General features: G+C 57.8%; 21 protein-coding genes. 11 read left to right on the forward strand and 10 right to left on the reverse strand.

Annotation, left to right across the window (positions count from 1 at the left end; genetic code table 11):
* Window positions 1–101: 101 nt before the first annotated feature.
* Window positions 102–2,834, reverse strand: coding sequence for a DNA polymerase I (gene polA / locus FIV08_RS02180; protein WP_152437208.1), 2,733 nt, complete (start codon window positions 2,832–2,834; stop codon window positions 102–104).
* An 85-nt stretch (window positions 2,835–2,919) separates the two neighbouring features.
* Between polA and FIV08_RS02185 the strand changes: the two genes are divergently transcribed.
* Complete coding sequence (locus FIV08_RS02185; RefSeq protein ID WP_061332562.1) at window positions 2,920–3,255, forward strand: DUF2782 domain-containing protein; 336 nt, start codon at window positions 2,920–2,922, stop codon at window positions 3,253–3,255.
* Between the two features lie 21 nt (window positions 3,256–3,276).
* On the opposite strand, the gene FIV08_RS02190 is transcribed toward FIV08_RS02185, so the two are convergent.
* Window positions 3,277–3,774 (reverse strand): fibronectin type III domain-containing protein, encoded by a 498-nt coding sequence (locus FIV08_RS02190; RefSeq protein WP_061332563.1) that lies wholly within the window; start codon window positions 3,772–3,774, stop codon window positions 3,277–3,279.
* 268 nt (window positions 3,775–4,042) lie between these two features.
* On the opposite strand from FIV08_RS02190, the gene FIV08_RS02195 reads away from it, so the two are divergent.
* Window positions 4,043–4,459 (forward strand): hypothetical protein, encoded by a 417-nt coding sequence (locus tag FIV08_RS02195; RefSeq protein WP_152437209.1) that lies wholly within the window; start codon window positions 4,043–4,045, stop codon window positions 4,457–4,459.
* 72 nt (window positions 4,460–4,531) lie between these two features.
* On the opposite strand, the gene FIV08_RS02200 is transcribed toward FIV08_RS02195, so the two are convergent.
* Together FIV08_RS02200 and pyrE are read right to left on the reverse strand one after the other, a co-directional pair.
* Window positions 4,532–5,173: a DUF4124 domain-containing protein gene (locus FIV08_RS02200; RefSeq protein WP_152437210.1), complete on the reverse strand. Its 642-nt coding sequence runs from the start codon at window positions 5,171–5,173 to the stop codon at window positions 4,532–4,534.
* Between the two features lie 2 nt (window positions 5,174–5,175).
* Window positions 5,176–5,814 (reverse strand): orotate phosphoribosyltransferase, encoded by a 639-nt coding sequence (gene pyrE, locus FIV08_RS02205; protein ID WP_061332566.1) that lies wholly within the window; start codon window positions 5,812–5,814, stop codon window positions 5,176–5,178.
* 81 nt (window positions 5,815–5,895) lie between these two features.
* Here pyrE and FIV08_RS02210 point away from each other — a divergent pair, with 81 nt between their 5' ends.
* Window positions 5,896–6,702: an exodeoxyribonuclease III gene (locus FIV08_RS02210; protein WP_152437211.1), complete on the forward strand. Its 807-nt coding sequence runs from the start codon at window positions 5,896–5,898 to the stop codon at window positions 6,700–6,702.
* A gap of 151 nt (window positions 6,703–6,853) precedes the next feature.
* Here the strand turns inward: FIV08_RS02210 and rph are convergent, their stop codons facing one another.
* Entirely contained in the window at window positions 6,854–7,576 is a 723-nt protein-coding gene (gene rph / locus FIV08_RS02215; RefSeq protein ID WP_061332568.1) for a ribonuclease PH, read from the reverse strand.
* Window positions 7,577–7,759: 183 nt separating this feature from the next.
* Between rph and FIV08_RS02220 the strand changes: the two genes are divergently transcribed.
* Window positions 7,760–8,629, forward strand: a complete 870-nt coding sequence (locus FIV08_RS02220) for a YicC/YloC family endoribonuclease (RefSeq protein WP_152437212.1) — start codon at window positions 7,760–7,762, stop codon at window positions 8,627–8,629.
* Between the two features lie 36 nt (window positions 8,630–8,665).
* Here the strand turns inward: FIV08_RS02220 and FIV08_RS02225 are convergent, their stop codons facing one another.
* Window positions 8,666–9,550: a universal stress protein gene (locus FIV08_RS02225; RefSeq protein WP_152437213.1), complete on the reverse strand. Its 885-nt coding sequence runs from the start codon at window positions 9,548–9,550 to the stop codon at window positions 8,666–8,668.
* Between the two features lie 183 nt (window positions 9,551–9,733).
* On the opposite strand from FIV08_RS02225, the gene gmk reads away from it, so the two are divergent.
* From gmk to FIV08_RS02245, 4 genes are all read left to right on the forward strand, one after another.
* Window positions 9,734–10,366, forward strand: coding sequence for a guanylate kinase (gmk, locus tag FIV08_RS02230; protein WP_152437214.1), 633 nt, complete (start codon window positions 9,734–9,736; stop codon window positions 10,364–10,366).
* Window positions 10,367–10,453: 87 nt separating this feature from the next.
* Window positions 10,454–10,666 (forward strand): DNA-directed RNA polymerase subunit omega, encoded by a 213-nt coding sequence (gene rpoZ, locus FIV08_RS02235; RefSeq protein WP_058091993.1) that lies wholly within the window; start codon window positions 10,454–10,456, stop codon window positions 10,664–10,666.
* Between the two features lie 171 nt (window positions 10,667–10,837).
* On the forward strand, window positions 10,838–12,979 hold the full coding sequence (locus tag FIV08_RS02240; RefSeq protein ID WP_152437215.1) for a RelA/SpoT family protein: 2,142 nt from the start codon (window positions 10,838–10,840) through the stop codon (window positions 12,977–12,979).
* 77 nt (window positions 12,980–13,056) lie between these two features.
* Window positions 13,057–13,443, forward strand: coding sequence for a RidA family protein (locus tag FIV08_RS02245; protein ID WP_011784170.1), 387 nt, complete (start codon window positions 13,057–13,059; stop codon window positions 13,441–13,443).
* On the opposite strand, the gene FIV08_RS02250 is transcribed toward FIV08_RS02245, so the two are convergent.
* Window positions 13,436–14,305 carry an NAD-dependent epimerase/dehydratase family protein gene (locus FIV08_RS02250; RefSeq protein WP_061332572.1) on the reverse strand — a complete coding sequence of 290 codons (870 nt, stop codon included), beginning with the start codon at window positions 14,303–14,305 and terminating at the stop codon, window positions 13,436–13,438. The two genes, FIV08_RS02245 and FIV08_RS02250, sit on opposite strands and share 8 nt — an antisense overlap.
* Window positions 14,306–14,381: 76 nt before the next feature.
* Here FIV08_RS02250 and FIV08_RS02255 point away from each other — a divergent pair, with 76 nt between their 5' ends.
* The 3 genes from FIV08_RS02255 to FIV08_RS02265 all read left to right on the forward strand — a co-directional run bounded on the left by FIV08_RS02255 (window position 14,382) and on the right by FIV08_RS02265 (window position 18,914).
* Window positions 14,382–15,341: a hydrogen peroxide-inducible genes activator gene (locus FIV08_RS02255; protein ID WP_058091990.1), complete on the forward strand. Its 960-nt coding sequence runs from the start codon at window positions 14,382–14,384 to the stop codon at window positions 15,339–15,341.
* 8 nt (window positions 15,342–15,349) lie between these two features.
* The gene (gene recG / locus FIV08_RS02260) at window positions 15,350–17,425 is read left to right on the forward strand and encodes an ATP-dependent DNA helicase RecG (RefSeq protein WP_152437216.1); all 2,076 of its coding nucleotides are present in this window, start codon (window positions 15,350–15,352) and stop codon (window positions 17,423–17,425) included.
* Window positions 17,426–17,543: 118 nt separating this feature from the next.
* On the forward strand, window positions 17,544–18,914 hold the full coding sequence (locus FIV08_RS02265) for an aminoacyl-tRNA deacylase and HDOD domain-containing protein (RefSeq protein ID WP_152437217.1): 1,371 nt from the start codon (window positions 17,544–17,546) through the stop codon (window positions 18,912–18,914).
* Window positions 18,915–19,190: 276 nt separating this feature from the next.
* Here FIV08_RS02265 and FIV08_RS02270 read toward each other — a convergent pair whose 3' ends face one another.
* The 3 genes from FIV08_RS02270 to FIV08_RS02280 all read right to left on the reverse strand — a co-directional run bounded on the left by FIV08_RS02270 (window position 19,191) and on the right by FIV08_RS02280 (window position 25,391).
* The gene (locus FIV08_RS02270; RefSeq protein WP_152437218.1) at window positions 19,191–19,649 is read right to left on the reverse strand and encodes a DUF2489 domain-containing protein; all 459 of its coding nucleotides are present in this window, start codon (window positions 19,647–19,649) and stop codon (window positions 19,191–19,193) included.
* A gap of 25 nt (window positions 19,650–19,674) precedes the next feature.
* Window positions 19,675–21,969, reverse strand: coding sequence for a molybdopterin oxidoreductase family protein (locus tag FIV08_RS02275; protein WP_152437219.1), 2,295 nt, complete (start codon window positions 21,967–21,969; stop codon window positions 19,675–19,677).
* Between the two features lie 164 nt (window positions 21,970–22,133).
* The gene (locus tag FIV08_RS02280; RefSeq protein ID WP_152437220.1) at window positions 22,134–25,391 is read right to left on the reverse strand and encodes an Ig-like domain-containing protein; all 3,258 of its coding nucleotides are present in this window, start codon (window positions 25,389–25,391) and stop codon (window positions 22,134–22,136) included.
* Between the last annotated feature and the right edge of the window lie 4 nt (window positions 25,392–25,395).

Raw genomic sequence — 25,395 nt, forward strand, 5'->3', positions numbered from 1 at the left:
CGGCGCTGGAGGGGTTGAGAGAGGTGAAACGGGCGCCCTGTCATTGTGCATTTCTCGTGAAAATGAACAAAAACAGGGCGTTATCAGGGAAGAGGGAGGCTTTAGTGGGCCTGGTCCCAGTTGTCTCCGGTGCCGGCTTCCACCAGCAACGGTACGTTCAGCTTGGCGGCGGCAGACATTCGCTGCACCAGGCCTTTGCGCACGGTCTCAAGAGCTTCTTCCCGCACTTCGATGATCAGTTCATCGTGCACCTGCATGGTCATGCAGGCATCGTCGGCATGCTCTGAGCGCAGCCACTGGTCCACGTCAATCATCGCCCGCTTGATGATGTCGGCAGCGGTTCCCTGCATGGGTGCGTTGATGGCGGTGCGCTCGGCAGCCTGTTGCAGCTGTTTGTTTCGGGCGTTGATCTCCGGCAGGTACAGGCGGCGGCCGAACAGGGTTTCCACATAACCGTCGTCGTGGGCCTGTTTGCGGATGTTATCCATGTATTTGAGTACGCCCGGGTAACGCTCGAAATAGCGGTCGATGTATTCCTGGGCGGTCTTGCGGTCGACTTCCAGTTGGCGGGCCAGACCGAAGGCGGACATGCCGTAGATCAGGCCAAAGTTGATGGCTTTGGCGCTGCGGCGTTGGTCGGAGCTGACCTCAATCAGGCTTACGCCGAACACCTCGGCGGCGGTGGCTTTGTGAATGTCTTCGCCATGTTCGAAGGCCCTCAGCAGGCCCTTGTCGCCGGACAGATGCGCCATGATCCGCAGCTCGATCTGGGAATAGTCCGCCGCCAGCAGTTTGTAGCCTTCCGGCGCGATAAAGGCCTGGCGAATGCGGCGGCCTTCCGGAGTGCGGATAGGAATGTTCTGCAGGTTCGGCTCGGAGGATGACAGGCGCCCCGTGGCAGTCACCGCCTGATGGTAGGAGGTGTGTACACGGCCGGTGCGGTGATGGATCAGCTCTGGCAGGGTGTCCGTGTAGGTGGACTTCAACTTGCTCAGGCTACGGTGCTCTACAATCAGTCGCGGCAGTTCGTGCTCGTGGGCCAGTTCCTGCAATACTGGCTCGGCGGTGGAGGGCGCGCCCTTTGGAGTTTTCTTGATCACCCGCAGGCCGAACTTGTCGTACAGAATGGCCTGAAGCTGCTTGGTGGAGCCCAGGTTGAAGCTTTCGCCGGCCACCTCGTGGGCCTCTTTCTCTAGCTCCGCCATGCGCTCCGCCAGTTCCTGGCTGTGCTGGCGCAGGGTGCTGGCGCTGATCAGGGTGCCCCGCTGTTCCATGCGCGACAGCACCGGTACCAGCGGCAGGTCGATATCCCGATAAACCGATTCCAGCTTACCGGTTTCTTTCAGTTTCGGGCTCAAAGCCTGGTGCAGGCGAAGGGTAATGTCAGCGTCTTCGGCGGCGTAGGGGCCTGCTTTCTCCAGATCAATCTGGTTGAAGGTGAGCTGCTTGGCGCCCTTTCCGGCGATGGATTCGTAGGTGATGGTCTGTTCACCCAGGTATTCCCGGGCCAGGCTGTCCATGTCGTGGCGAGTGGCCACCGAGTTGAGCACATAGGACTCCACCATGGTGTCGTCGCCAATGCCTTCCAGGTGGATGCCGTGGTTCGCCAGTACGTTCTTGTCATACTTCAGGTTCTGGCCGATCTTATTCACGTCCGGGTTTTCCAGCAGCGGTTTAAGCTGGGCGAGCACATCGTCGCGGTCCAGCTGATCCGGTGCCCCCATGTAATCGTGGCCCAGTGGCACATAGGCCGCTTCCCCTGGCTCGATAGCAAAAGACACACCCACGATTTCGGCGTCCATGTAGCGCAGGCTGGTGGTTTCGGTGTCGAAGGCGAACTGGTCGGCGGCTTTCAGGCGTTGCAGCCAGGTCTCCAGCTGTCCCTGCTCGGTAATCACGGAATACTGTTTCTCTAGCGGTTTTGCGGATTCCTGCTCGGTGGAGCGCTCACGTTGGTCGCTGGCGGAACCTTCGGTGTTCTCCAACTCAGCAATCCAGCTGCGGAATTCGTATTCCTTGAACAGTTCCAGCAGGGAATTGTCGTCCTGTTCCCGCTCCTGCAGATCTTCCAGGCCGAAGTCCAGGTCGACATCCAGGCGGATGGTGGCCAGTTCCCGGCTCAGGGGCAGGGTGCCGGTGGCTTCCCGCAGGTATTCACCGATCTTGCCTTTGATCTCGTCGGCGTGTTCGATCAGGTTGTCGAGATCGTTGTAAGTCTGCAGCCATTTCACCGCGGTTTTCGGGCCACATTTGTTTACGCCCGGTATGTTATCCACCTTGTCACCCACCAGGGCCAGGTAGTCGATAATTTGTTCCGGGGTTACGCCGAATTTTTCGACCACTCCCTCCCGGTCCATGGCGGTTTCGGTCATGGTGTTGATCAGGGTCACGTGGTCACTCACCAGCTGGGCCATGTCTTTGTCGCCGGTGGAGACCACTACGTCGATACCCTTGCTGGTGGCTTCGTAGGCCAGGGTGCCAATGACGTCATCAGCCTCCACGCCCGGAACAATCAATAGGGGTAGCCCCATGGCGCGGACGATTTCGTGGATCGGTTCGATCTGAACGGCCAGATCTTCCGGCATGGGTGGCCGGTTGGCCTTGTACTCTTCATAGATGTCGTGGCGGAAGGTTTTGCCTTTGGCATCGAACACCACCACTACCTTGGAGCCGGGGAAATCCTGCTCAAGACGCCGCAGCATGCTGATAACGCCCTTGATGGCTCCGGTCGGATGATTCTTGCTGGTAGTCAGTGGCGGCAGCGCATGGTAAGCGCGAAACAGGTAGGACGATCCGTCAACAAGAACCACGGGTGGGGTCTTTTTCTCAGTCATATCAAAGCCGGTCCGGAATCTGATTGAAGCGTGGGTTGGCTTGTGCAACTCTAGCCAGAAAGATGAACGAAAGGGTACCACGAAAATGAAACGAATCGCCTGTTCCGCCATGTTGGCTGGGCTTGTGTCTTTGCCGGTGATGGCGCAGCAAGAAGGCTCACTGGATGCCACCCCGGTGGTCACGCCCCAGGAGCCTGTGGTTATCTCCGATTACCAGCCCCCGGAAGGCGGGCCGGAAATTGTGATCCGGCCGGGGGAGAATGAAGTGTTCTATGAATACCGCGTGAATGGCCAGCTTATGGAAATCAAGGTGGTGCCTAATGTTGGGCCCGAATACTACCTGGTGCCATCTGGTGGCGGCTGGATTCAGGACACTGAGTCTGACCTGCTGATCCCAAGCTGGGTGATCTTCCGCTGGTAACCTGGCACCTTTCCTTTGCGCTCAGATCAGGTTGACTTCCACCGGGTCTGAGCGTCGGCTTTCAAGCCCATCCACATCGACCGTCGTAATCGAGAACTCGTAGGCGCCAGGGGGCATGTCCTCGAGGCGGTAACGGGTTGTGCTGGCATCGTTCAGCGGAATGATATTGAAATCATTCTTGTGCTTCATCCGGTAATAGATGCGATACCCGGAGATCTGGCCAGGTGCCAGTGACGAGCCATCTTCGCGGGTCATTGGTGGATTCCAGGCCAGGGTGCGGGGGCTTTCGGTATTATCCGCAGGATACTGGCTCTCCTTCGCCGTGGGCGATTGCCCCAGTGTGGCCAGCAGGTTTGACTGTGCCTGTTTCAGCCGGGCATCTGAGACTTCCGAGGCGCGCTGTGTGTCGAGTTTGCTGGCGCGAGTGTCTTCCTGACAGCCAGTGATCATGGAGGCAAGGGCAATAATCAGCAGGCAAAGCACAGCCTGGCCGGGCAGTGGTGGCAGTAGAATTTTCATGGTCAACTCGCATACGGAGCCGTGGAGGGCTCTCTGGTTACTGATCGTATGGAGCCTGAATAAAACCGGGAGACGGGCTACCTGAAACAAGATGCGATTATGCCAGCCACTACCTTTCGATCAAGTGAACTATCTGTAAAAACCGAAAATTGGTTTTAGTATGAACATTCTAATTTTTATCCGTACCTTGGCAGGTGAAAGTTACCAAAGGCACGCAGAAGCAAGGGCTTGTGGTGCCGAAACGATCCTAATATCAAGGAGAACTACCATGGGTAAACTTAAATCCTACCAGGAACAACTGCAGGACATCGTTGAGAAGGGCATCAACGCTGCTGAAGAGCAGCAGAAGAAGCTGGCTACCAAGCCGTTTGACTACGCAGAGAAGCTGGAAGCGGAAGCCCGCGAATACAGCGTCAAGACCCTGCGCAAGCGCTACACCGGCTACTCCGAGAACCTGTTCGAGCAGCTGCGTAGTCTGAACAGCCGCTTCGGTAACTTCGCCGCCGAACTGGTTGCCAAGCTGGAGAAAGAAGCGGCTGAAGGCGCTGACGCCGTTTCCGGCGCTGCTGAAGACGTAGCGGAAGCTGCCCAGGATGCCAAGAAGTCAGTCACTGCCAAGAAGCCGGCCGCTCGTAAGCCTGCGGCTCGCAAGACGGCAGCCAAGAAGGAAACAGCTTCCGCCTGATCATAACGGCGAGCTGTAACCACAAAGGGCGCTCTGGTGAGCGCCCTTTGTCATTTCCGCCAATACAAACGTTTATTCCGGCTCGAGGGGGAGTGTCCGCTCCTGGCCAGTAACGACTTCCAATCTTTTGATATCCGCCTCAAATTCCTTTTTCATCGCACTGATGTCTTGCTGTTGGGCGGCAATTTCCCGTTCCACGTCGCGGATCTGTGACTCCAGCCGACGAATCCGTTCCAGGGTAGCTTCCGGAATATCCCTGCCGGCCCGCTCCATGTCGGCTGCCCGGCTTTGTTCGCTGTCAAGCTGGCTGGAAATTACGGAAATATTGCCTCGCTTTAACTGGATGATCCCTTCCAGTTCGCGAATCTTCCGATGCATGGCGCGAACAGCCTGGTCTGGATGGCTGAAGCGCTTCAACAGCTGGCGATCCTGCTCCTGTTGAATCTCGGCCTGACGTTGGCGCTCTTTCTCCGCTTCCCGGGCGGCGATTTCCTCGGCTGTGGGGGCCGGTGGAATGGTTTCAATCACCCGGCCATTGGTGCTGAGGATGTCGTAGCCGCGTTTGGTAGCCTCCTGCGGGATGGTGCTGCTGATCACCAGTTGACCGTTGTCATCCGTGTAACGATACATATTGGCCTGCACACTGGCGGACAGCAGCAGTCCTGCTGCGGCCAGGCTGGCAATAACCGTTGATTTGGACACACGGTGGTGCATGGTCAGACTCCGTAACGGTCCCGGTAGCTGGCCACTGTTTCCGCGTGGCCGGCAAACTCCGGATTGGACTTCAGGTAGTCCAGTACCTGCTCAAGACGAATGATGCTGACAACGGGGATGCCGAATTCCTGCTCCACTTCCTGGATGGCGGATAACTCGCCATTGCCTTTCTCCTGCCTGTCCAACGCAATCAGCACGCCGGCGGGCTCCGCGCCAGCGGCACGAATGAGGTCAATGGATTCCCGAATGGCGGTGCCGGCAGTGATGACGTCATCCACAATCAGTACCTTACCTTGTAGTGGGGCGCCGACAATATTGCCACCCTCACCATGATCTTTCTTTTCTTTGCGATTGAAGGCAAACGGTTTGCTGTTACCGTCTGTTGCAAGGGCCATAGCGGTCACTGTGGCCAACGGAATGCCCTTATAGGCGGGGCCGAAAATAATGTCATAATTCAGGCCGCTGCGTTCGATGGCTGCGGCATAGGCTTTGCTTAGCTGCAACAGGTCGTTTCCGGTATTGAATAGCCCGGCATTGAAAAAGTAGGGGCTGGTTCGGCCGGATTTGAGCGTGAACTCTCCAAAGCGCAGAACATTCCGCTCAATGGCAAACTCGATAAAATTTTGCTGATAGTCGTGCATGGCAAGGCTTCTGGCGGGGTTTGATCTTTAATTAAAGCGTAAAACCGGTATCATACACACAAACCGAATCAGGGAACATGTATGCGGGTAGTTACAATCAGCGTCAATGGTCTTGAACAGGCCGTTGAGAAGGGTTTTTTTGACTGGCTTGCAGAGCAGGACGCTGATGTCGTCTGTGTGCAGGACCACCGCATGCGTGCCTATGAAGTAGAAGACAAAAACCTGATTCCGGAAGGCTATGAGGCCTACTTTATTGATGGTGAGTTGAACGAACACGGTGGTGTGGGTATCTACACTCGCCATTTTCCGAAGGCCATCATGTACGGGTTTGCTAATGAGCAGGCAGACCGCGAAGGTCGCTTTATCCAGGCGGATTTCGACAAGGTCTCCGTGGCTTGCGTGCTGGCGCCCTGCGCCCTTGGCCGGGAAGACGAGCTGCTTGGTGAAGATGACCTGACCGTGCTCGATCACAAAGACGAGTTCATGGAAGCGTTCGGCCTGCATATGCAGAAGACCCTGCGCAAGCGCCGGCAGTTCATCTTCTGCGCCAACCTGCAGACCGCCCACCACGTGACGGACGCCAGCCCGCTGTACCACAAGACGGATTTCTCCGGTTTCCTGCCCCATGAGCGTGCATGGCTTGATCGCCTGTTTGATGAGATGGGCTGCATTGATGGTTTCCGGGAAATCAACAAACAGAGCAATCAGTTCACCTGGTGGCCGGAGCAAACCGAGGGCTCCCGTAAGAAGGCGGGTATTCGGGTGGATTACCAGTTGTTGACGCCGGGTATTCGCAAGACCATCCGTGATGGCTGGATTGATGAAGACACCCGTTTCTCTGATCACGCGCCGGTGATCATGGATTATGATATTGAAATCGGCTTTTAAGCGTTGAGATAGTCGACCGCGTGTCCGGAGTGGGAAGCCTTTCCGGGACACGCTACGAGCACATCCCTGTGCGCTCCGCTCCGGCCATCCATGGCCGGAGAGGGTCCCGGAAAGGCTTCCCCCTCCGAACCCGCTAGTTCTCAGTAGGTCGTCAGGCTTCAGCGCCCAGAGCTTCTTTCTGGATTTCAAATAGCTCGTTAATCGCCTTACGCGCAAGAACCAGCATGGAGTCCAGTTCGGTTTGCTCGAACGGCGCGCCTTCCGCAGTACCCTGAATTTCGATGAAACCGCCCTGATCGGTCATGATCACATTCATATCGGTTTCCGCTTCGGAGTCCTCCGGGTAATCCAGATCGGCTACCGGCGTACCTTTGTAAACGCCCACAGAAATGGCGGCGATCATTTGCTTGAGCGGTGATTTTTTCAGCCGCTTGGCCGCTACCAGGTGGTTCAGGGCGTCTACCAATGCCACGCAGCCACCGGTGATGGCCGCTGTGCGGGTGCCGCCGTCGGCCTGGATAACGTCGCAGTCGATGGTGATGGTGTGCTCGCCCAGGGCTTCCAGGTCAACCGCGGCGCGGAGGCTGCGGCCGATCAGGCGCTGGATTTCCACGGTGCGGCCACCCTGTTTGCCGCGGGCGGCTTCGCGGCCCATGCGGCTGCCGGTAGAACGGGGCAGCATGCCGTACTCGGCGGTGATCCAGCCTTTGCCTTCGCCGCGCAGGAACGGCGGTACCTTGTTCTCAACAGAGGCGGTACAGATGACTTTTGTATCACCAAACTCTACCAGAACCGAGCCTTCGGCATGGCGGGTGTAGTTGCGGGTGATGCGGACGTCTCTGGGTTGCTCGGGCGTTCTGCCACTTGGTCGCATAGTGTGTCCTGTTTATGAAAATACATGTCCGGGCGGTGCCGGGCGGAATCTTTGAAAGGTTGGCGAGTATAACACGTAGCATGCCCGGGGCGGTGGCCTGCAGGGTGATCTTTGGTCGGGTTCGCCGCCTGGGCAAATACCCTGTTAAACTCGATGCTTCTGTTCATCGGTTATGGAGCCAATATGATCCGCAGCATGACTGCTTTTGCCCGCAAGGATACCCAGGGTGACTGGGGTACGCTCACGTGTGAGATCCGTACCGTAAATCACCGCTACCTGGAGCCGTCTTTCCGTTTGCCGGAGGCGTTCAGGGAACTGGAGAACCGGTTTCGAGAAGAGCTGCGCAGTCAGGGGTTAAAGCGGGGCAAGGTGGATATCTCCATGCGCCTGCAGTCTGCCGAGAACGAGGTGCAGAGCTTCGAAATCAGCGATGAAATGGCCAAGGCGGTGAACGAGGCGGCCAATCACATCAACCGCATTCTCGATAACCCGGCCCATATTAATGCACTGGATATTCTGCGTTGGCCAGGCGTGATGTCTTTGCCGGAGAAAGACTACAGCGCTGCGAAAGAGGCGGCTGCCGGTCTTTTCAAAGACGCGGTCAAAGAGCTGATGTCCGTTCGCGAGCGGGAGGGCGAGCGCTTGCGGCCGTTATTTGAGGAACGTCTGGCCACCATGGGCAAGCTGGTGGCAGAAGTGCGTGAGAAAATGCCGCAGCTGCTGGCCGCCCAGGAGCAGAATCTGCGGGATCGCTTCGATAAAGCAAAAGTGGAGCTGGAGCCGGAGCGTGTGGCCCAGGAAATGGTGATGCTGGCGCAGAAGAGTGATGTGGCCGAGGAACTGGACCGGCTGGAGGCTCATATCAGTGAAGTGACCGATACCCTGAAAAACGATGATGCCATCGGCCGGAGGCTGGATTTCCTGATGCAGGAGCTGAACCGGGAAGCCAATACCCTCAGCAGTAAAAGTATTGACGCGGCGGTTACCTGTGCGGCGGTGGACCTCAAGGTTTTGATCGAGCAAATTCGGGAGCAGGTGCAAAACCTTGAATGATTGTCGCGGGCCGGAGTAGACCGGCCCGTTTCTGCCTTATTCTTTCTCGGCCGGTTTAATGGCCACGAGATCGGTTCTCAGGTGAGTCAGCACTTTCTCAGCCGTATTGCCGACAACTTTGGCCGCCAGACCGGTTTTGCCGGTGGTGCCCATGACCACCATATCAGCCTTGATTTTGTTGGCGACACTCGGGATCACTTTTTGTGCCGGGCCAGCGACAATGTGAACCTGCTCCGGGTTCAGGTGCCAGGTGTTGCGCAGGTGTTCGATTCTGGGCTTCAGTTCTTCCTCGCGCTTGCGCGCATGGGCGGCGGTATCAATGATGTCCAGATCAGCCAGCACCACCGATGTGTGGAGCGCATGCACCAGGTGTAGGTCGGTATCCATGGCCTTGGCCAGCCGCCAGGCATGATCAATAATCCGGTTGTTCAGGGCCCGTTTAACCGGCTTCTCCGAGCTCAGGTCAATGGCGGCCAGAATCGGGTGTGCTTTCTTCCATTTGTTGTCTGCCACCAGCATCACCGGCGCCGGGCACTCCCGAATCAGATGCCAGTCGGTGGGTGTGTACAGGAATGTCTCGGATCGATGCCCGGTTTTCACCACGGTGCTGATATTCTCGCGTTCGCAATGCTCGTTAATCCATTGGTGAATCTGCTTGGCCCAGACCGTGTGGGCGACCACGTTCAGGTCGTCGCAGTCTGCCAGTGCCAGCATTTTCTCCAGCCATTCCTGGCGTAACTCGATCAGTGCCGTGCGTGCATTGTTCTGAACCACCGGGTCGGAGGGGAGGGCGTCGAGATATTCATGCACGAAGGCCACGATTTCGAGGCTGGCACCGGTTGCCCGGGCCAGTTCAATACCCCGGCTCAGTGCGGTCTGGTGCTTGTGTTTCGGGTCCATGATGATCAGGAGTTTGTCCATTCCGGGCTTCCACTAATCGGCAGATTCAGGGTGAGGGGCTGATGGCCCCGGTGTCTGGGTTTAACTCGCTATATTATCAGTAGAACACGGCTCGGGATGCGCATATAAGTCAAACCCCGTATAATTCACCGTTTTCTCGCAGGCCCCTGGGACTGCGCAAACTGTATTTGGAGTCAGTAAGCCATGAGCCAGGCCGGTGAGCAGGGTACCCTGTTTGTAATTTCCGCTCCCTCGGGCGCGGGCAAAACCAGCCTTGTCGCGGAAATGCTCCGTCAGGATTCGCAGCTGGGTGTGTCGGTGTCTCACACCACCCGGCCCATGCGCACCGGCGAGCAAGACGGCGTGAATTACCACTTCGTCAGCCGTGATGAGTTCGAGGCGATGATTGCCGAGGGCGATTTCCTGGAGCATGCCGATGTTTTCGGTAATTACTACGGCACCTCACATGCGTGGGTCCGCGAGACCCTCGCGACAGGTCAGGACGTCATCCTGGAAATTGACTGGCAGGGCGCCGAGCAAGTTCGCCGCCTGGTTCCCGAGTGCATCAGTATCTTTATTGTGCCGCCCTCTGCGGAGGTGCTGCGTGAGCGCCTGATTGGCCGCGGCACCGATGCGCCGGAGGTGATTGAGCGCCGGTTGGCAGAGGCGGAAGAAGAGTGCCGACACGCTGCCGAGTTTGACTACCTGGTGGTAAACGACGATTTCGGCGTGGCATTGGCCGACCTGCTGGCCATCACCCGTGCCCAGCGGTTGAAAATGTCGGTGCAACAGTTGCGCCACGGCAAACTGCTGGCGGGTCTTGTCAGTCGGGACTGAATCTGGTTTTCCCTGTATACAAATTAAACCGGGGGCAGTAAACTACGCGGTCTGCTAAATCAGTGATTCTTTTTGTCGGGGAAGATAATGGCACGAGTTACCGTTGAAGATTGTCTGGAAAACGTTGATAACCGCTTCCAGCTGGTCATGCTGGCCACCAAGCGCGCCCGCCAGATTGCCACCAAAGGTTCAGAGCCTATGGTTGCTGAAGAGAATGACAAGCCGACGGTTATCGCCCTGCGTGAAATTGCCGAAGGTAAAGTTACTCGCGATCTGCTGACCGAAGACGACGACGAGTAAAATCGCCGGCAGGAGTGCGTACATTTACCTGCCAGCGATTGAGACCCATTGAAATCTGTCACCGCAGTTTTATAGTGTAGCTATAGAAACCTGCTGGAAGGACAAGGGAAGGCCCGGATGCATGCATTCGGGCTTTTTTGTCCCTGGCGAACAGAGAACACTGGAGGCGCGGTGTCGGAAGAGGCAACGGTTGAAGAACTGGCCAAAGAGCTCAGTTCGTATCTGGATACCAGTCGCATCAATCAGGTGCGAAGGGCTTACTATTACGCGGAGCAGGCCCATGAAGGGCAGATGCGTAAAAGTGGCGACCGTTACATTACCCACCCTCTGGCCGTAGCCCATATCCTTGCCGAGCTGAGACTGGACCATCAAAGCCTGATGGCCGCCATGCTCCACGATGTTATTGAAGACACCGGAATTCCCAAAGACGCGCTGACAGAACAGTTCGGTGAAGACGTTTCTGAGCTGGTGGACGGTGTCTCAAAACTGACCCAGATTGAATTCCGCTCCCGAGCCGAAGCCCAGGCCGAGAATTTCCAGAAAATGACCCTGGCCATGGCCAAGGATATCCGGGTAATCCTGGTCAAACTGGCAGACCGCCTGCACAACATGCGCACGTTGGGGCCGATGCCCTATGAAAAGCGCCAGCGCATTGCCACCGAAACCCTGGATATCTATGCCCCGATTGCGAACCGGCTCGGGATGCATGCCATCTCCACAGAACTGGAAGATCTTGGTTTCTCCTCGCTGTACCCAATGCGGTCCAGGTACATTTCCAAGGCGGTCGACAAGCTGCGGGGCAGCCACCGGGAGATCATTGATGAGATTCGGGGCAAGCTGCAGGAGAAACTGGAAGAACGGGGTTTGCCCGGGCGCATTCAGGGCCGGGAGAAACACCTGAACTCCATCTACAACAAGATGAAGTTCAAACAGAAATCCTTCCATGAAATCATGGATGTCTATGCGTTTCGGATCATCACAGACACGGAAGACGATTGTTACCGCATTCTGGGTGCAGTGCACAGCCTCTACAAACCGCTGCCGGGCCGCTTCAAAGACTATATTGCCATGCCCAAGGCCAACGGCTACCAGTCGTTGCACACAACACTGTTCGGCATGCACGTGAACATCGAAATCCAGATCCGCACCGAGGAAATGGAGCACATCGCCAATAACGGTATCGCCGCGCACTGGATGTACAAAACCGACGATTCCGGAGTCACCAACATCAATCAGTCCAGGGTTGATCGATGGGTGAAAGGGTTGATGGAAATGCGGGAGCGGGCGGATGACTCAATGGAGTTCATCGAGCACGTAAAGGTTGACCTGTTCCCTGACGAAATCTACGTGTTCACGCCCAAAGGGCGCATCATGGAATTGCCCAGCGGCGCCACATCGGTTGATTTTGCCTACGCCATTCACACCGATATCGGTAACGCCGCGGTTGCCTGCCGGATCAACCGCAACCTCGCCTCCCTGAGCCAGCCGCTGCAAAGTGGTCAGACCGTCGAGATCATCACCGCGCCCGGCGCCAAGCCGAACCCCGCCTGGTTGAGCTTTGTGGTCACCGGTAAGGCCCGCAGCAGCATTCGACATGTGTTGAAAACCCGCAAGCGGGCAGAGTCCATCGAGCTGGGCAGAACCCTGCTGAAGAAGTCCCTGAAAGGATTCGGTGCAAAACTGGCGGACATCAGCGATGCCCAGAAACAGGCTGTGGTGAACCACAATCAGGTCAACAGTTTTGATGACCTGATCGGCGATATCGGGCTGGGCAATCGCATGGCTTACCTGGTGGCGCGGCAGCTGGTATCTGGCAATGAAGCGCTGGATGGTCCGGCCAATCTGGAGAGTGTGGAGGTCGACAAACAGGGCGCGGTGACCATTCGCGGTACCGAAGGCATGCTGGTGCGCTTTGCCAACTGCTGCAAGCCGATTCCGGGCGACCCGGTGGTCGGCATGATGGATTCCGGCAACGGCATGGTCATTCATTCCGACACTTGCTCCCGTCTGCCGGAAGACGACGAAGGCCGTGCCCGCCTGACCCACCTGAAATGGGCCAAAGACATCACCGATGAGTTCTCAGTGGAGCTGCGCGTAGAGCTGGAGCGTCAGCGCGGTGTGATTGCGGAGATGGCCAACGCCGTGGCCATGGCCGACGGTAATATCGAACGGATTAACGTGGAAGAGCAGAATGCCAAGTTTGGTATTGTCAGTCTGGTGGTTCACGTGAATGGCCGTAAACACCTGGCACGGGTGATGCGCCGGGTGCGCAACATTCGGGCGGTGACCCACATCAGCCGGGTTCGCCACTGACCAGACCGAGGTATGGTTGACAGTGGCCACGGCGAAGGGTGACGATTGGCGTTTTGAACGAGAGGAAATTACAGGTCATGACCAACAAATCTGTCATCCAGACTGAAAACGCCCCTCAGGCGATTGGTACATATTCCCAGGCGGTGAAAGCCGGGGACACCGTGTATTTGTCTGGCCAGATTCCGCTGGACCCGGAAACCATGGAAGTGGTCGCAGGTGACTTCGCCGCCAAGACCCGCCAGGTGTTTGAAAACCTGAAGGCTGTGTGCGAGGCCGCAGGCGGTGAGCTGAAAGACATCGTCAAACTGAACATTTACATGACCGACCTGGCCAACTTTGCCACCGTGAATGAAATCATGGCGACCTATTTCCAGGAACCCTACCCGGCACGGGCTGCCGTGGGCGTGGCAGCGTTGCCGAAAGGTGTGCCTGTGGAAATGGAAGCCGTGATGGTGCTCAGCTAAGGCCGTCGATGAGTTCCCGGTATCCTGCCTTGTAATCGGGGTACCGGAACTCAAAGCCGGTGGCCAGCAGGCGCTGATTGCTGCATCGCTTGCTGCCGGCTCTGCCGCCCTTACGGGCACCCTCCACCGGATCTTTACACGGCACCTGCTGCCGAACCCACGCTACCACGTCATCCAGCCGCACCGGCTCGCAATCACTACCAATGTAGAGATCGTCCAGTGGTTCTCCCTTCATGGCATTTTCTGTCAGCCAGGCGACCGCCCGGGCCGCATCCTGCTCGTGAATCCGGTTGCTGAACGGGGCAGGGGGCTCTGGGTTCATTCGCCCTTCAAGAACCTCCTCCAGAAAGCGTTGCCGGCTGTGGCCGTAAATACCGCTGAACCGGACCACGGTGGCCGGGTGAATACTGTTCAGGGCGGTCTGTTCGCCTTCGAGAATGAGTTGCCCGGTGAAGCGGTCTGGCCTGGCCTCACTGTGTTCATCCACCCAGCTGTCGTCGTTCTGGGCGTACACGCTGGTGCTGCTGATGAACAGGAGTCTGGTTAATTTATTCGGACCCAGGGCATTGATCAGGTTCTGTAGTCCGGTGACGTAGGCATCCCGGTAACCCGGTTCGTCGTAGCTTGATGGTGTCAGGCAATAAATCACCACATCAAGATTTTCTGGCAGCTGGCCCTTCAGTGTGTCTGGCCGGGTCAGGTCGGCACCTATACCTGTAACCTCGGGCGGTACCTTGTGTGGGTTCCGGCGCAAGCCGTACACGTCAGCCGTCTTCGCCAGCAAGGAGGCGATGTCGCCACCCAGCTTGCCGCAGCCCGCCACCAGGATTCGCGTTGAATGTTTGCGATCCGTCATTGCCATAGACAATTTCAATCCTTATGCTTTCGCTGATAAAGTATGTGAAACTTCGACCTGCACCCTGTGACCGGAGCTCACCATGACACTCACCGAGTTACGATACGTCGTTACGCTTGCCCGGGAAAGGCATTTTGGCCGCGCGGCAGAGCGTTGTCACGTCAGTCAGCCCACGTTGAGTGTGGCGGTTAAAAAGCTGGAAGATGAGCTCGGCATTCCGTTGTTTGAGCGGAGCAAAAGCAGTATCCGCGTCACTGAAGTGGGCCAGCGGATTATCGAGCAGGCCCAGCGGGTTCTGGACCAGGTGGGTGTCATCAAGGACATGGCCCAGGACGGCAAGAATCAGCTCAACTCGCCGCTCAAGGTGGGTGCCATCTACACCATTGGTCCCTATCTGTTTCCGCACCTGTTGCCGGAGTTGCGCCGCGCCGCGCCGGAAATGCCGCTCTACATAGAAGAGAACTACACCGCCAACCTGCGACAGAAACTCCGTCATTCCGATCTCGATGCCATCATCATCGCCTTGCCATTTGAAGAGCCGGAGGTGGTCACGCTGCCGCTGTATGATGAACCCTTCGTGGTGTTGCTACCGGCTGACCACCCGCTGACGGCGAAAGACCAGATCACGGCGGAAGAGATGTCCAAAGAGCAGCTTCTGTTGTTAGGGCCGGGCCACTGTTTCCGGGACCAGGTGCTGGAATCCTGCCCGCCATTGGTTGATGCCATCACCAAGCGCACTGATAACGGCCAACCTGAACTGGTTACTGAAGGTAGTTCTCTGGAAACCATAAGGCACATGGTGGCTTCAGGGTTAGGGATCACCGTGTTACCCCTGTCTGCCGCCACCGCCATCAAATACCAGGAAGATATCCTGGCGGTGCGCCCGTTTGCGCCGCCGGTACCCTTCCGCACAGTCGCCCTGGCCTGGCGCGTAACCTTCCCCCGCCCGAAAGCCATTGATGTGTTGTCGCTGGCGGCCAGCCAGTGCCGCGTAATGGAGAAGGCGAAAACGGCAACGCCGGTGGTTGCTGAGCGCGCCTGAGGGCTGTTATGACGTCACTGGACGACATCTCCGTTACCCAGCTCAAGGGCGTAGGAAGCGCCCTCGCGGGAACGCTTGCCAAGCTGGGTATCCATTCCATTCAGGACCTCCTGTTTCATCTGCCTTATCGTTACGAAGACCGAACCCGCGTTGTCCCCATGGGCAGTTTGCGCATCGGCGACGTGGCGGTGGTCGAAGGCGAAGTCATGAAGGCCGACCTGGTAATGGGGCGCCGTCGATCGCTTCAGGTTACCCTGCGGGATGACAGTGGTTTTCTGGTGATGCGGTTCTTCCACTTTAACGCAGCCCAGAAAAACCAGCTGACTGAAGGCGCTCGGGTTCGTTGTTTCGGTGAGGTTCGCCCCGGCCGGGCCGGTTATGAGTTCTATCACCCCGAATACCAGGTTAATCCGCCACCCATGGCAGCTGCCGGTGAGGCGACACTGACTCCGGTCTACCCGCTGACCGAGGGCATTCAGCAGCCCCGGGTGCGAGGCCTGTGCCAGCAGGCACTGGGTTACCTGGCCCGTTTCCCGATCAAGGACTGGTTGCCGCCGTCACTGTTATCAGACTATCAACTGCCTGGTATTACTGACGCGGTCAAACTGGTGCATTCTCCTCCTGCCGATGCGGCGGTGCATTTGCTGATGGAGGGCCGGCACCCGGCCCAGCAGCGCCTGGTGATGGAGGAATTGCTGGCCCATCAACTCAGCCTGTTGCAGGTGCGTGAGCAGATTCAGGCCCGGGCGGCGCTCCCACTGTTGCCGATCGGTGACTTGCCGGAGCAGTTCCTTGACCAACTGCCGTTCAGCCTGACTGGCGCCCAGAAGCAGGTGATGAAGGAGATCCGGCAAGACCTCAGTCAGCCGGTGCCCATGCTGCGCCTGGTTCAGGGCGATGTTGGTTCCGGAAAAACCGTGGTGGCAGCTCTGGCAGCGCTACAAGCCATTGGCTCGGGCGCTCAGGTAGCCCTGATGGCACCGACGGAGATTCTGGCCGAGCAGCATTACCGGAACTTCCAGGGCTGGCTTGCCCCTTTAGGGATTGAACTCGCCTGGTTGTCTGGCAAGGTAAAGGGCAAGGCCCGGCAGGAGGCTCTGGCAGCGGTTGCTTCCGGCCAGGCGCAGGTGGCCATCGGTACCCATGCGCTGTTCCAGGACGAGGTTCAGTTCCAGCGCCTGGCCCTGGTGATTGTTGACGAGCAACACCGGTTTGGTGTGCACCAGCGCCTGGCGCTTCGCGAGAAAGGCGTCGGCGGTCAGTTGGCCCCGCATCAGTTGATCATGACCGCAACACCGATCCCCCGAACCCTGGCCATGAGTGCCTACGCCGACCTGGACACGTCGGTGATCGACGAACTGCCGCCTGGCCGGAAGCCGATAGAAACCGTTGTGCTGCCGGATTCCCGCCGTGATGATATTGTTGAACGGGTGCGCACCGCCTGCCGTCAAGGCCGCCAGGCGTATTGGGTGTGCACGCTGATTGAGGAATCCGAAGCGCTACAGTGTCAGGCTGCGGAGGTGACAGCGCAGGAGCTGGCGGAGCGATTGCCGGATCTGAAAATCGGATTGGTCCATGGTCGGCTCAAAGCCGTAGATAAGGCCAGCGTAATGGAACGCTTCAAGAGTGGCGAGCTGGACTTGCTGGTGGCCACCACCGTGATTGAGGTGGGAGTTGATGTACCCAATGCGTCGCTGATCATCATTGAGAACCCGGAGCGTCTTGGGCTGGCGCAACTGCATCAGCTGCGGGGGCGTGTGGGCCGGGGGGAACAGGCCAGTTTCTGTGTGTTGATGTATCACCCGCCTTTGTCGAATAACGGAAAAGCAAGGTTGCAGGCGCTCAGAGACAGCCAGGATGGTTTCTTTATTGCCGAAAAAGACCTTGAGATTCGTGGCCCGGGTGAAGTTCTGGGTACCCGCCAGACGGGCCTGATGCAGTTCAGGCTCGCGGATTTTGAACGGGACAAGGGCTGGATCGAACCCGTCAAAGCGATGGCGCCCGCGCTCATGCGACAGCCAGCGGTGGTGTCCGCTCTAATCAGGCGATGGCTCGGGGAGAATATTCGGTACGGCGAGGTGTGAGGCCGAGGCCATACTCTGTTGGCTCATTGTGGCCTGACCCACTTTCTGCCCAGAGTTTGCTTGAAATTAGCTGCACAATGCAGCCAAATAGGTATCAAACCTTCTTTTGGAGAAAGCTATGGAGCTCCCTGTTGCGGTTCAGCAAGCGCTTGGCGACAGCGCCGCGGGGGTGTCGCTGAGAAACGCGAACCAGATTCAGCCGCAGCACCTGTTGCGTATGGTGCTGCTGAATGACAGCGAAGGTAATCTGCAGGCTATTTGCCGGCGGGATGACTTGCTGGATCTGGAAGCGCTGAACAAACAGCTTGGCCGTGATCTGAGGATGATGCAGCGGCGCGAGCAGGTCCGGGTGCGCCAACGCTCCGGATTACAGGAATTGCCCGCCTTGCCATCGTTGACCGGTTGGCCGACCGTGATCGACCAGAGGGTGGATGAACTGGAATCCGTCGCCCTGGAATTGGCGGATCAGAAACTGGCGATCATGATGCCAGCGGAGGATTTCCGCCAATTGACCGCCAAGGCCGAACGCCATGACTTTGCGGTGGATACCGACACCATCTCTGTGAATCTCGACAATCACGGTGCTGATCGGGACCAGTTGCATTCTGCGCTGAAAAAATTTACTGGCCTGCGCATCCAGCAACGGCTGGAGGATACCCTGGAATTACCGCCACTGCCTGAGACCGCCCAGCGCATTATTCACCTTCGGGTAAACCCGAACGCGGTGATGGGTGACCTTGTGGATGTGGTAGAGAGCGATCCCAGCCTGGCAGCCCAGGTAGTAAGCTGGGCGTCGTCCTCGTTTTATGCCGCAGCGGGGCAGGTGCGCTCGGTGCACGATGCGGTGTCGCGGGTGCTGGGCTTTGATCTGGTGATGAACCTTGCTATGGGCCTGGCCCTTGGGCGGGCACTCAAACACCCGAAAGACCATCCGGATGGCTACGTGGATTACTGGCAGCAGGCCATCTGGCAGGCGCAATCGGCTGGCATTCTGGCGAGTATGATGCCCAGGGGCCGGCGCCCGATGTTTGGCCTGGCGTATCTGGCTGGCCTGTTGCACAACTTTGGCCACCTGGTGCTGGCCCAGGTGTTTCCTCCCCATTTCAAACTGGTTTGCCGCTCTCTGGAAGTGAACCCGCATATCGATTCCAGCGTGATCGAACACTACTTGTTAGGCATCACCCGTGAGCAGATCTCCGCCCAGCTGATGGAAAATTGGGGCATGCCCGACGAAGTAACCCTGGCCATCCGGTATCAAAAGAATCCCACCTACGATGGCCCCCACAGTGATTACGCGCGATTGCTTTGGTTGGGGCGTCAGTTGCTGACAGAACGAGGGGTTGCCTTGGGAGCGGGAAAGCTGGCTGACGCTTCCGTATATGAGGAGTTGGGCCTGGATCGAGAGGCTGTGGAGGAACAGTTCGATGAGCTGGTCAACAGCAAAGACAGCATTATGGCCATGGCCGGCATGATGGGCCAAGGCTCGTAAAAAAGCCGGCCTTGGAAGGCCGGCAAATTCAACCGCTTTGCAGAGTCGTCCAAACTTATCAGGAGACAACAACACAGGTTTCTGCCCCGGATGCGTGGGGGCAGCGTCCTTGTTTAAAGTTAGACAAGCTACGGGAAAAGGAAAGCACCAAACGCTGCTTCGCAATCCATGAGCGCAACGTCAGGTTTGCACGGAAAGCAAAACTATTGATTTGCTTTGCTATATTTCTCTGGGCGCCCGGCTATCCGTTACAAAAAATTACAAAATAGGCGCCGATCAATCGAAACGATGGTGCCGTATGGCGGTTGCCGCCCGGCGCACCTCGTCTGAATGGGCCTGTTCGACGGCATGGCGTTCTTTATCCATCTTCTCGACAAAGCGGGTGTCAGTGGCCTGTCGGGCCCGATGAGTCGGCATGTGCTGAATCTTGTCGTGAACCTCCTGAAACACCCGGAAAGGTGATTTTTCCAGCAGGTCCGGGGCAACGTGGTCCAGCAAGCCCTTGAGTCGCAGGCAAGCCTCGGAGTACTCCACCTGGTCTTCCTCCACCGCCATGGCAATAATCCGGATGCTCTCAATCATCTCGTCCCGGCGCTTGGCCCGAAACTCCTCCGATTTTTTCTGGCGCAACCGGTGTTCCGAGATCGCCCTGGCCTGGCGCCAGATGTAGAACAGCAGAATGCCTATGGCCACCAGGCCAATAACGATGATGACCAGTTGGAGCCCTCTGGGCATGATGTGTCTCCCTGTGGTGAATGTGTCAGGCCTGCTTGAGTTGCGCTTCAGTTTGCCAGACTTTGACACTCACTACCTGCCCATTTAACACGGATGTGCCGGAAACCGGGTCCACATCTGCGTCGTTGAGCACGTCATTGATGCTGGCGCCAGCATGGGCCGCCGCCGTGGACTGGCCGGTGCCCGGGCGATGATGACCCCAGCCATGGGGGATGGACACCACGCCGGGCATAATATCTTCGGTCACTTCCACCGGCAGGACCACTGATCGGCCGCCGGAGCCGATTTCCGCCTGCTGGCCGTCGGTCAGCCCACGGGTTTCGGCATCCACTGGGTGCATCATCAGTGTGCAGCGGCTTTTGCCCTTCACCAGTCGCTGACTGTTGTGCATCCAGGAGTTATTGCTGCGCACATGGCGCCGGCCGATCAGCTGCAAGTCATCGGCTTTGCCGGGCTCCAGCAAGGCTTTCAGCCGTTCTACATCGGCAAGATATCGGCGTGGTGCCAGCTGTATCTTGCCATCCCGGGTATACAGGCGCTCTGGCAGCGAGGGTTGCAGGGGGCCAAGATCAACGCCGCTGGGATAGTCTTTCAGCAAGGACAATGACAAACCTTTGGGTAACTCCTGCCAGCGCCGATTCAGGGGGCTGAGTTTGGCGAGGCCTTTCAGGGGGTGGCGCTTGGGCAAGCTGTCCATGGCCAGGTCCAGTGCCGGCTGGACGAGCTTGCCTGCCTTGCCCAGGTTGGCGCCGTAGGGGCCGGTGCGCAGCAGGGCGTCCAGAATCGGGTCTGGCCCCAAGGCTTTGAATGCCTTCCAGCCCAGCTCAGAGCGCAGTGGCAAACGACCGCCTTTGCGAGCTTTCTCCAGGCGATGGGCCAGTTCCAGAAGAATCTGCCAGTCGTGGCGAGCGTCTGGTACAGGTTCAAACAGGGCTTCGCTGTATTTGGCCACGTTGCGAACCGCAAACATACTGAAAATCAGATCGTAATGGCTGCGCTCAAGCGCGGCGGTGGGCGGCAGTATCACGTCGGCGTGGCGGGTGGTTTCGTTCAGGTAGTAATCCACTGACACCATAAACTCGAGACCTTCGAGGGCCTCATCCAGCCGTTGTCCATTAGGATTCGACAGAACCGGGTTCCCGGCCACGGTCACGAATGCACGAATCTGCCCATCACCGGGGGTGAGCATTTCATCAGCCATGGTGCTGGCCGGGTACTCGCCGGCAAACTCCGGCAGCCCGCGAACCCGGCTGTGCCGCTTGGCGAAGTGGCCATTCTGGCCAGACAAGGCCCCCAGTGCCACCAGGTCAACAGCGGGTTGGGTAAACAGAACACCGCCGGGAATATCCAGTTTGCCTGTCAGGATGTTGAGGCAGTAGGCCAGCCAGGTGGTGGTGGCACCGAACGCCTGGGTGCTGGTACCCATTCGGGTATACAGGGCAGCCTTGCGGGTGTTCGCCAGATCCCGGGCCAGCTGGCGAATATCGTCAGCGGCAATGCCCGTGGCTTCTGCGACCGATTCCGGGCTGAAGCCAAGCGCCGCCAACCGCAGCAGGTCCATGTCTTTCACCAGCCGCTCGGCCGCGCCGGCGTTAACCAGGTTCTCCGCAAACAGGGTATGTACCATGGCCATCAGCAGCAGGGCATCGGTGCCGGGGCGAACAAAGTGGAACTGGTCCGCGAGCTTGGCGGTTTCCGTGCGGCGGGGGTCGATCACAACCAGCTTGCCGCCACGCTGTTTCAGGGCTTTTATCCGCCCGCGTACGTCCGGCACCGTCATCAGGCTGCCATTGGAGGCCATCGGATTGCCGCCAATGCAGATGAAAAGGTCGGTATTGTCGATGTCCGGAATCGGGAACAGTATCTGATGCCCGAACATTTCCAGGCTGGCCAGCATGTGAGGTAGCTGGTCGTTGGAAGTGGCAGAGAAGCGGTTTTGGGTGCCAATGGCATGCAAGAACGGCATGGTGGTCATCAGGGTGCCGTGGTTATGTACGTTGGGGTTGCCCAGGTACACGCCAATGCTGTTGCGGCCATGGCGCTTGCGAATATCGGTCAGCCGCTCGGCCACCAGGTCAAAGGCGTCGTCCCAGGAGATCTCCTGCCAACCGTCGGCGGTTTTGCGGATCGGCTTGCGCAGGCGTTCGACATCCTCATGCAAATCCTGCAGCGCCACGGCTTTCGGGCAGATGTGGCCCTGGCTGAGCGGGTCTTGCTCGTCCCCCTTGATGGAGGCAATCTTGCCATCCTGAACCTCAATCGCGACGCCACACATGGCCTCACAAAGATGACAGGTACGGTAGTGTGTGCCGTTTTGCATGGAGCTCTCCCGGAATTGTTGTTTTAGGTTTCAAGTTGCAACCAGATTATCAGGAAATGGCTGCCAGATAAAAGAACGGATGGCAAAGGACAGCTGACCTTTGTTCATAAAAAAGGCCAGTCCGGAGACTGGCCTGAACGTCTATCGAAATGTCGGTGGAACCCTTATTGTTCGATAGGCAGTTCCTTTATAGGGTTGGAGATGAAGTTCAGGTAAATACCGCCCTCCGGAATCGTCAACGGAATCAGTACTGCCCCTGTGTCCTCGGACGACTCGTCGAGAAGGTCCTCACAGGCTGAAGTATCACCGAACAGGAGTCCCCCCAGGCAGCTGATCAGCTCGATGCCGGAATCAAGAATCGCGTTTTCGGTACTGACCAGCACGTTAATGTCAGGCGCGTTGTTGTTGCGCTGTTCTATTTGCATCCGGCCATCGTCGAAGAAAGTGATAGGGCCGTCCAGATTCAAGGTGATCGGCAGACTGTACAGGTTGTGCTGAAGGGCGCCTTCAAGCGGTACAGACAGGTTGGGCGCATCGAGTGTCAGCTCAGCCGTGGTTTTGAAAATAGGACCACCGTTGGCATCTTCTATAATGATGCCTTCAATCAGTTGGTCCCTGCGGCCTTCTGCACCCTCGCTGTAGCGCATTCTCAGAACTTGCGGCCCGGTAACCTGATCGCCGAGTCCGTCCAGAACCACGGTTGCGGACGTCGCAACGAGCATGGTCGGGTACAGCAGAACCTTAACGCCTGTTTTGTTGGTTTCCGGGTCGATGGCTGGGCCAACCACTTCAGTGTTCAAACCGTAGGTCTGGTAGATAAACTTGTCGCGGGGGCAGTCACCTTCGGTATCGGCGGAGCATCCTACAGCGGCACCTGCTGGCGCGCCCAGGACCGTTGCCTGCTTGTCTTTAACAATCAGCTTCGCAGCGTTAGCCGAAGGTAGAAAGCCGCCCATGCCGTCACTTTCCTGCTCGAATGGCTCCAGGCAGCCTTCATCACCGAGAGTAGGGCAATCAATTTCAAAGTTGGAATTGGTATCCCTGACAGGCAGATTTCTCAGCGGGGTAAATACCGACGCGATGGACTCGGCACCCCGGAAGTAGATCGTCATGTCCGGGCCGCCGACAGCCTCCGGGTTAACCAGGAGATCCGTTTTCAGCGGATAGCCCGGCCCCAAGTCGGAGCAAATAGCTTGAGCGCAATCGCCCACGGCGGTCGACGAACGCAGCGTGTAGCGGTAGAAGCCGCCTGGTTCCCACGGCTGATCCGGGAAGAACCGGATGCGCTGGTTGTTCTTTTCAATACGGCCACTGACGATTTCGCCAGCGCCGATAGCGGTTGCCGGGTCGCTGACCTTTTCAACAACCAGTGTCTCGCTGTTGATCGTGTCAACTTGCATGGACTGGGAAAACACGACAATGATCGGGCGGTCTGTTGGCATGTCTGTAATTGGCAGAACATCGCCAGCAGGGCCGCTGGGCGCTGCATCAAGACATTGGCCATGGCTCAGCGACGCGAAATCAGCGGCCGTGGTCACGCAGGGGAAACCGGGATACGTCGTCAAGGCAATCGGCGAGCGTTTCGTGACGCTGCCATCGTTGTCGCCGGTTGAGGTCATGACGAAATTGAGGTCCTGGAAGATGGCCGGATTGCCCGCCAGGTCTGAGAGCCCGCTCGGCGAGACTCGGTATGCCAGGCCATGTTTCAGTCCGCCCTCAGGATTGATGGTGAGCGTTGTGCCGTCCACTTTCACATGAAGATTTTCAACAACGGTTCCAGCTTCAAACAGAGTAACGCCATCCGGGGCCGTCGCCGGGTCCAGTGGTTCATCAAAATTCAGAATTACTGGGTCACCAGGGCGTTGCATGGCCTGGCGCGTGTCCGGAATGGCATTCTCAGGTCCTGGCATCCAGCTAACGAGTTGTGGCGATGTGGTGTCCAGTTCGCGCATCGCATCGGCGTCCAGCACAGAATCCACGTCCGTAGCCGCCTGCAAGTGGAAGGCAATGGTGGAGTCGGTAAATTCCTGCCCCAGAAGGTTGGGCTCTACCATGCCGATGGCATCAATCGTCAGAACGCCATCCTGTACCAGCGCAATCCCGCGCAGCTCCACCCCCATCAGATCCTGAGACAGCGAGGCATTGGGCTGCGCTTCCTCGGTGTTCATGGAAACATCCATAAACAGGGTAATGTGACGCGGGGCATTCTGGTTGTCCGTGTAGGGGTTCGGGCTGAGGTAACCGGAGGCATCTGACAACATGGTGACTTTAATGTTGCCAGTTGTCTGCAGCTGTCCGGTAGCGGCGTTTAGTATGGCAACCTCACCGCCTATGCGCACATCCAGGCTGGTGCTGTTCAGAACACTGCCTTTTGGTACCCGCAAAGGCAGCGCCTCATCCGCCTGGAAGGCGGGGGCAAAGGCCAGCTCGGCGTACAGATCCCCGGTTTGCTGGGAAGGACCAGCCACGCCCTGAAGCACCGAGTTCAGGGTTACCCCGTTGATAATCTGGCCGTTCAGGATAGAGCGCTGGGCGGCATCTTCTGATACTCCCTCACCAAGGCCGGAATCCACCGCCGCCTGTTGAAGCACCACGGTGGGGCCGGTATCACGGGGCTGGAAGCTGAATTCCTGGCTGAAGCGGTCGCCATCCGGGCCATTGGTCAGGCTGGCCAGGTTGTTCAGCTTGAGAGTGTAAGTCTGGCCGGCTTCGAGAACGTCTGCCTTGCTGCCGCAGTCTTCCGGTTCTGCTGTGACGCAGGGATCAACCGTAATGCGGTTGCCTTTGACCAGAACAGTGGCCGGTACCGCCTGGTTGTCTGAATCCAGCAGCTCGATGGTGCCGCCAAGTTTTTTCCAGTCCGGATGGACAGGGTGGGTCATGGCCAGGCGAAAGGTGGAGAAGTTCATGGCCTGGAAGGAGCTTCCCTGATCCGGCACCTGCCAGGCCACCCGGAAGGTTTCGTCGGTGTTGGTCAGGTTGGCGATAGCGGTAAAGTCACCCCGGGTGTCGAACTGGATACCCGGTTCGCCGACCGCATTAGGGGTAGCGACGGTGCGACCGCCCTCCGCTGCCAGCGGCTGTTCGAAGGTGACGGAATAGCGGGTCAGGATATCTAACCTGCCAGTGGGCTGGAGCTTCAGGCTTTTGCCACCGTCGATTTTTTCGACGGTAAAGTCCTGAGAAGTATCGCCAGAACTGATGCTGATTTTCTCACGTATTGTGGCTTCGTCATCGGTAATCGCATGTGAGAATCGCAGTACCAGCTCGGTTTTCGGACTCACATCGGCTTGCCCGTCCATCGGGAAGGAATACACCACAGAACCGGGCGCGGAGCGCTCACCCATGGTCTGTTCATCACTGCCGCCGCAGGCGGCGAGCAGAATTGCGGGAACGAGTGCCAGTGTCTTGTTGTATTTCATGGCC

The sequence above is a fragment of the Marinobacter sp. THAF197a genome, assembly GCF_009363275.1.
GTDB lineage: Bacteria > Pseudomonadota > Gammaproteobacteria > Pseudomonadales > Oleiphilaceae > Marinobacter.

Excerpts from the sequence above, each read along its gene's own strand:
- FIV08_RS02210 (WP_152437211.1), top strand. The coding sequence starts at position 5,896 with ATGCGGGTAGTTACAATCAGCGTCAATGGTCTTGAACAGGCCGTTGAG.
- FIV08_RS02185 (WP_061332562.1), top strand. The coding sequence starts at position 2,920 with ATGAAACGAATCGCCTGTTCCGCCATGTTGGCTGGGCTTGTGTCTTTG.
- FIV08_RS02245 (WP_011784170.1), top strand. The coding sequence starts at position 13,057 with ATGACCAACAAATCTGTCATCCAGACTGAAAACGCCCCTCAGGCGATT.
- FIV08_RS02265 (WP_152437217.1), top strand. The coding sequence starts at position 17,544 with ATGGAGCTCCCTGTTGCGGTTCAGCAAGCGCTTGGCGACAGCGCCGCG.
- FIV08_RS02190 (WP_061332563.1), bottom strand. The coding sequence starts at position 3,774 with ATGAAAATTCTACTGCCACCACTGCCCGGCCAGGCTGTGCTTTGCCTG.
- FIV08_RS02220 (WP_152437212.1), top strand. The coding sequence starts at position 7,760 with ATGATCCGCAGCATGACTGCTTTTGCCCGCAAGGATACCCAGGGTGAC.
- FIV08_RS02250 (WP_061332572.1), bottom strand. The coding sequence starts at position 14,305 with ATGGCAATGACGGATCGCAAACATTCAACGCGAATCCTGGTGGCGGGC.
- FIV08_RS02200 (WP_152437210.1), bottom strand. The coding sequence starts at position 5,173 with ATGCACCACCGTGTGTCCAAATCAACGGTTATTGCCAGCCTGGCCGCA.
- FIV08_RS02195 (WP_152437209.1), top strand. The coding sequence starts at position 4,043 with ATGGGTAAACTTAAATCCTACCAGGAACAACTGCAGGACATCGTTGAG.
- FIV08_RS02270 (WP_152437218.1), bottom strand. The coding sequence starts at position 19,649 with ATGCCCAGAGGGCTCCAACTGGTCATCATCGTTATTGGCCTGGTGGCC.
- FIV08_RS02225 (WP_152437213.1), bottom strand. The coding sequence starts at position 9,550 with ATGGACAAACTCCTGATCATCATGGACCCGAAACACAAGCACCAGACC.
- pyrE (WP_061332566.1), bottom strand. The coding sequence starts at position 5,814 with ATGCACGACTATCAGCAAAATTTTATCGAGTTTGCCATTGAGCGGAAT.
- rpoZ (WP_058091993.1), top strand. The coding sequence starts at position 10,454 with ATGGCACGAGTTACCGTTGAAGATTGTCTGGAAAACGTTGATAACCGC.
- polA (WP_152437208.1), bottom strand. The coding sequence starts at position 2,834 with ATGACTGAGAAAAAGACCCCACCCGTGGTTCTTGTTGACGGATCGTCC.
- FIV08_RS02255 (WP_058091990.1), top strand. The coding sequence starts at position 14,382 with ATGACACTCACCGAGTTACGATACGTCGTTACGCTTGCCCGGGAAAGG.
- FIV08_RS02280 (WP_152437220.1), bottom strand. The coding sequence starts at position 25,391 with ATGAAATACAACAAGACACTGGCACTCGTTCCCGCAATTCTGCTCGCC.
- recG (WP_152437216.1), top strand. The coding sequence starts at position 15,350 with ATGACGTCACTGGACGACATCTCCGTTACCCAGCTCAAGGGCGTAGGA.
- gmk (WP_152437214.1), top strand. The coding sequence starts at position 9,734 with ATGAGCCAGGCCGGTGAGCAGGGTACCCTGTTTGTAATTTCCGCTCCC.
- FIV08_RS02275 (WP_152437219.1), bottom strand. The coding sequence starts at position 21,969 with ATGCAAAACGGCACACACTACCGTACCTGTCATCTTTGTGAGGCCATG.
- rph (WP_061332568.1), bottom strand. The coding sequence starts at position 7,576 with ATGCGACCAAGTGGCAGAACGCCCGAGCAACCCAGAGACGTCCGCATC.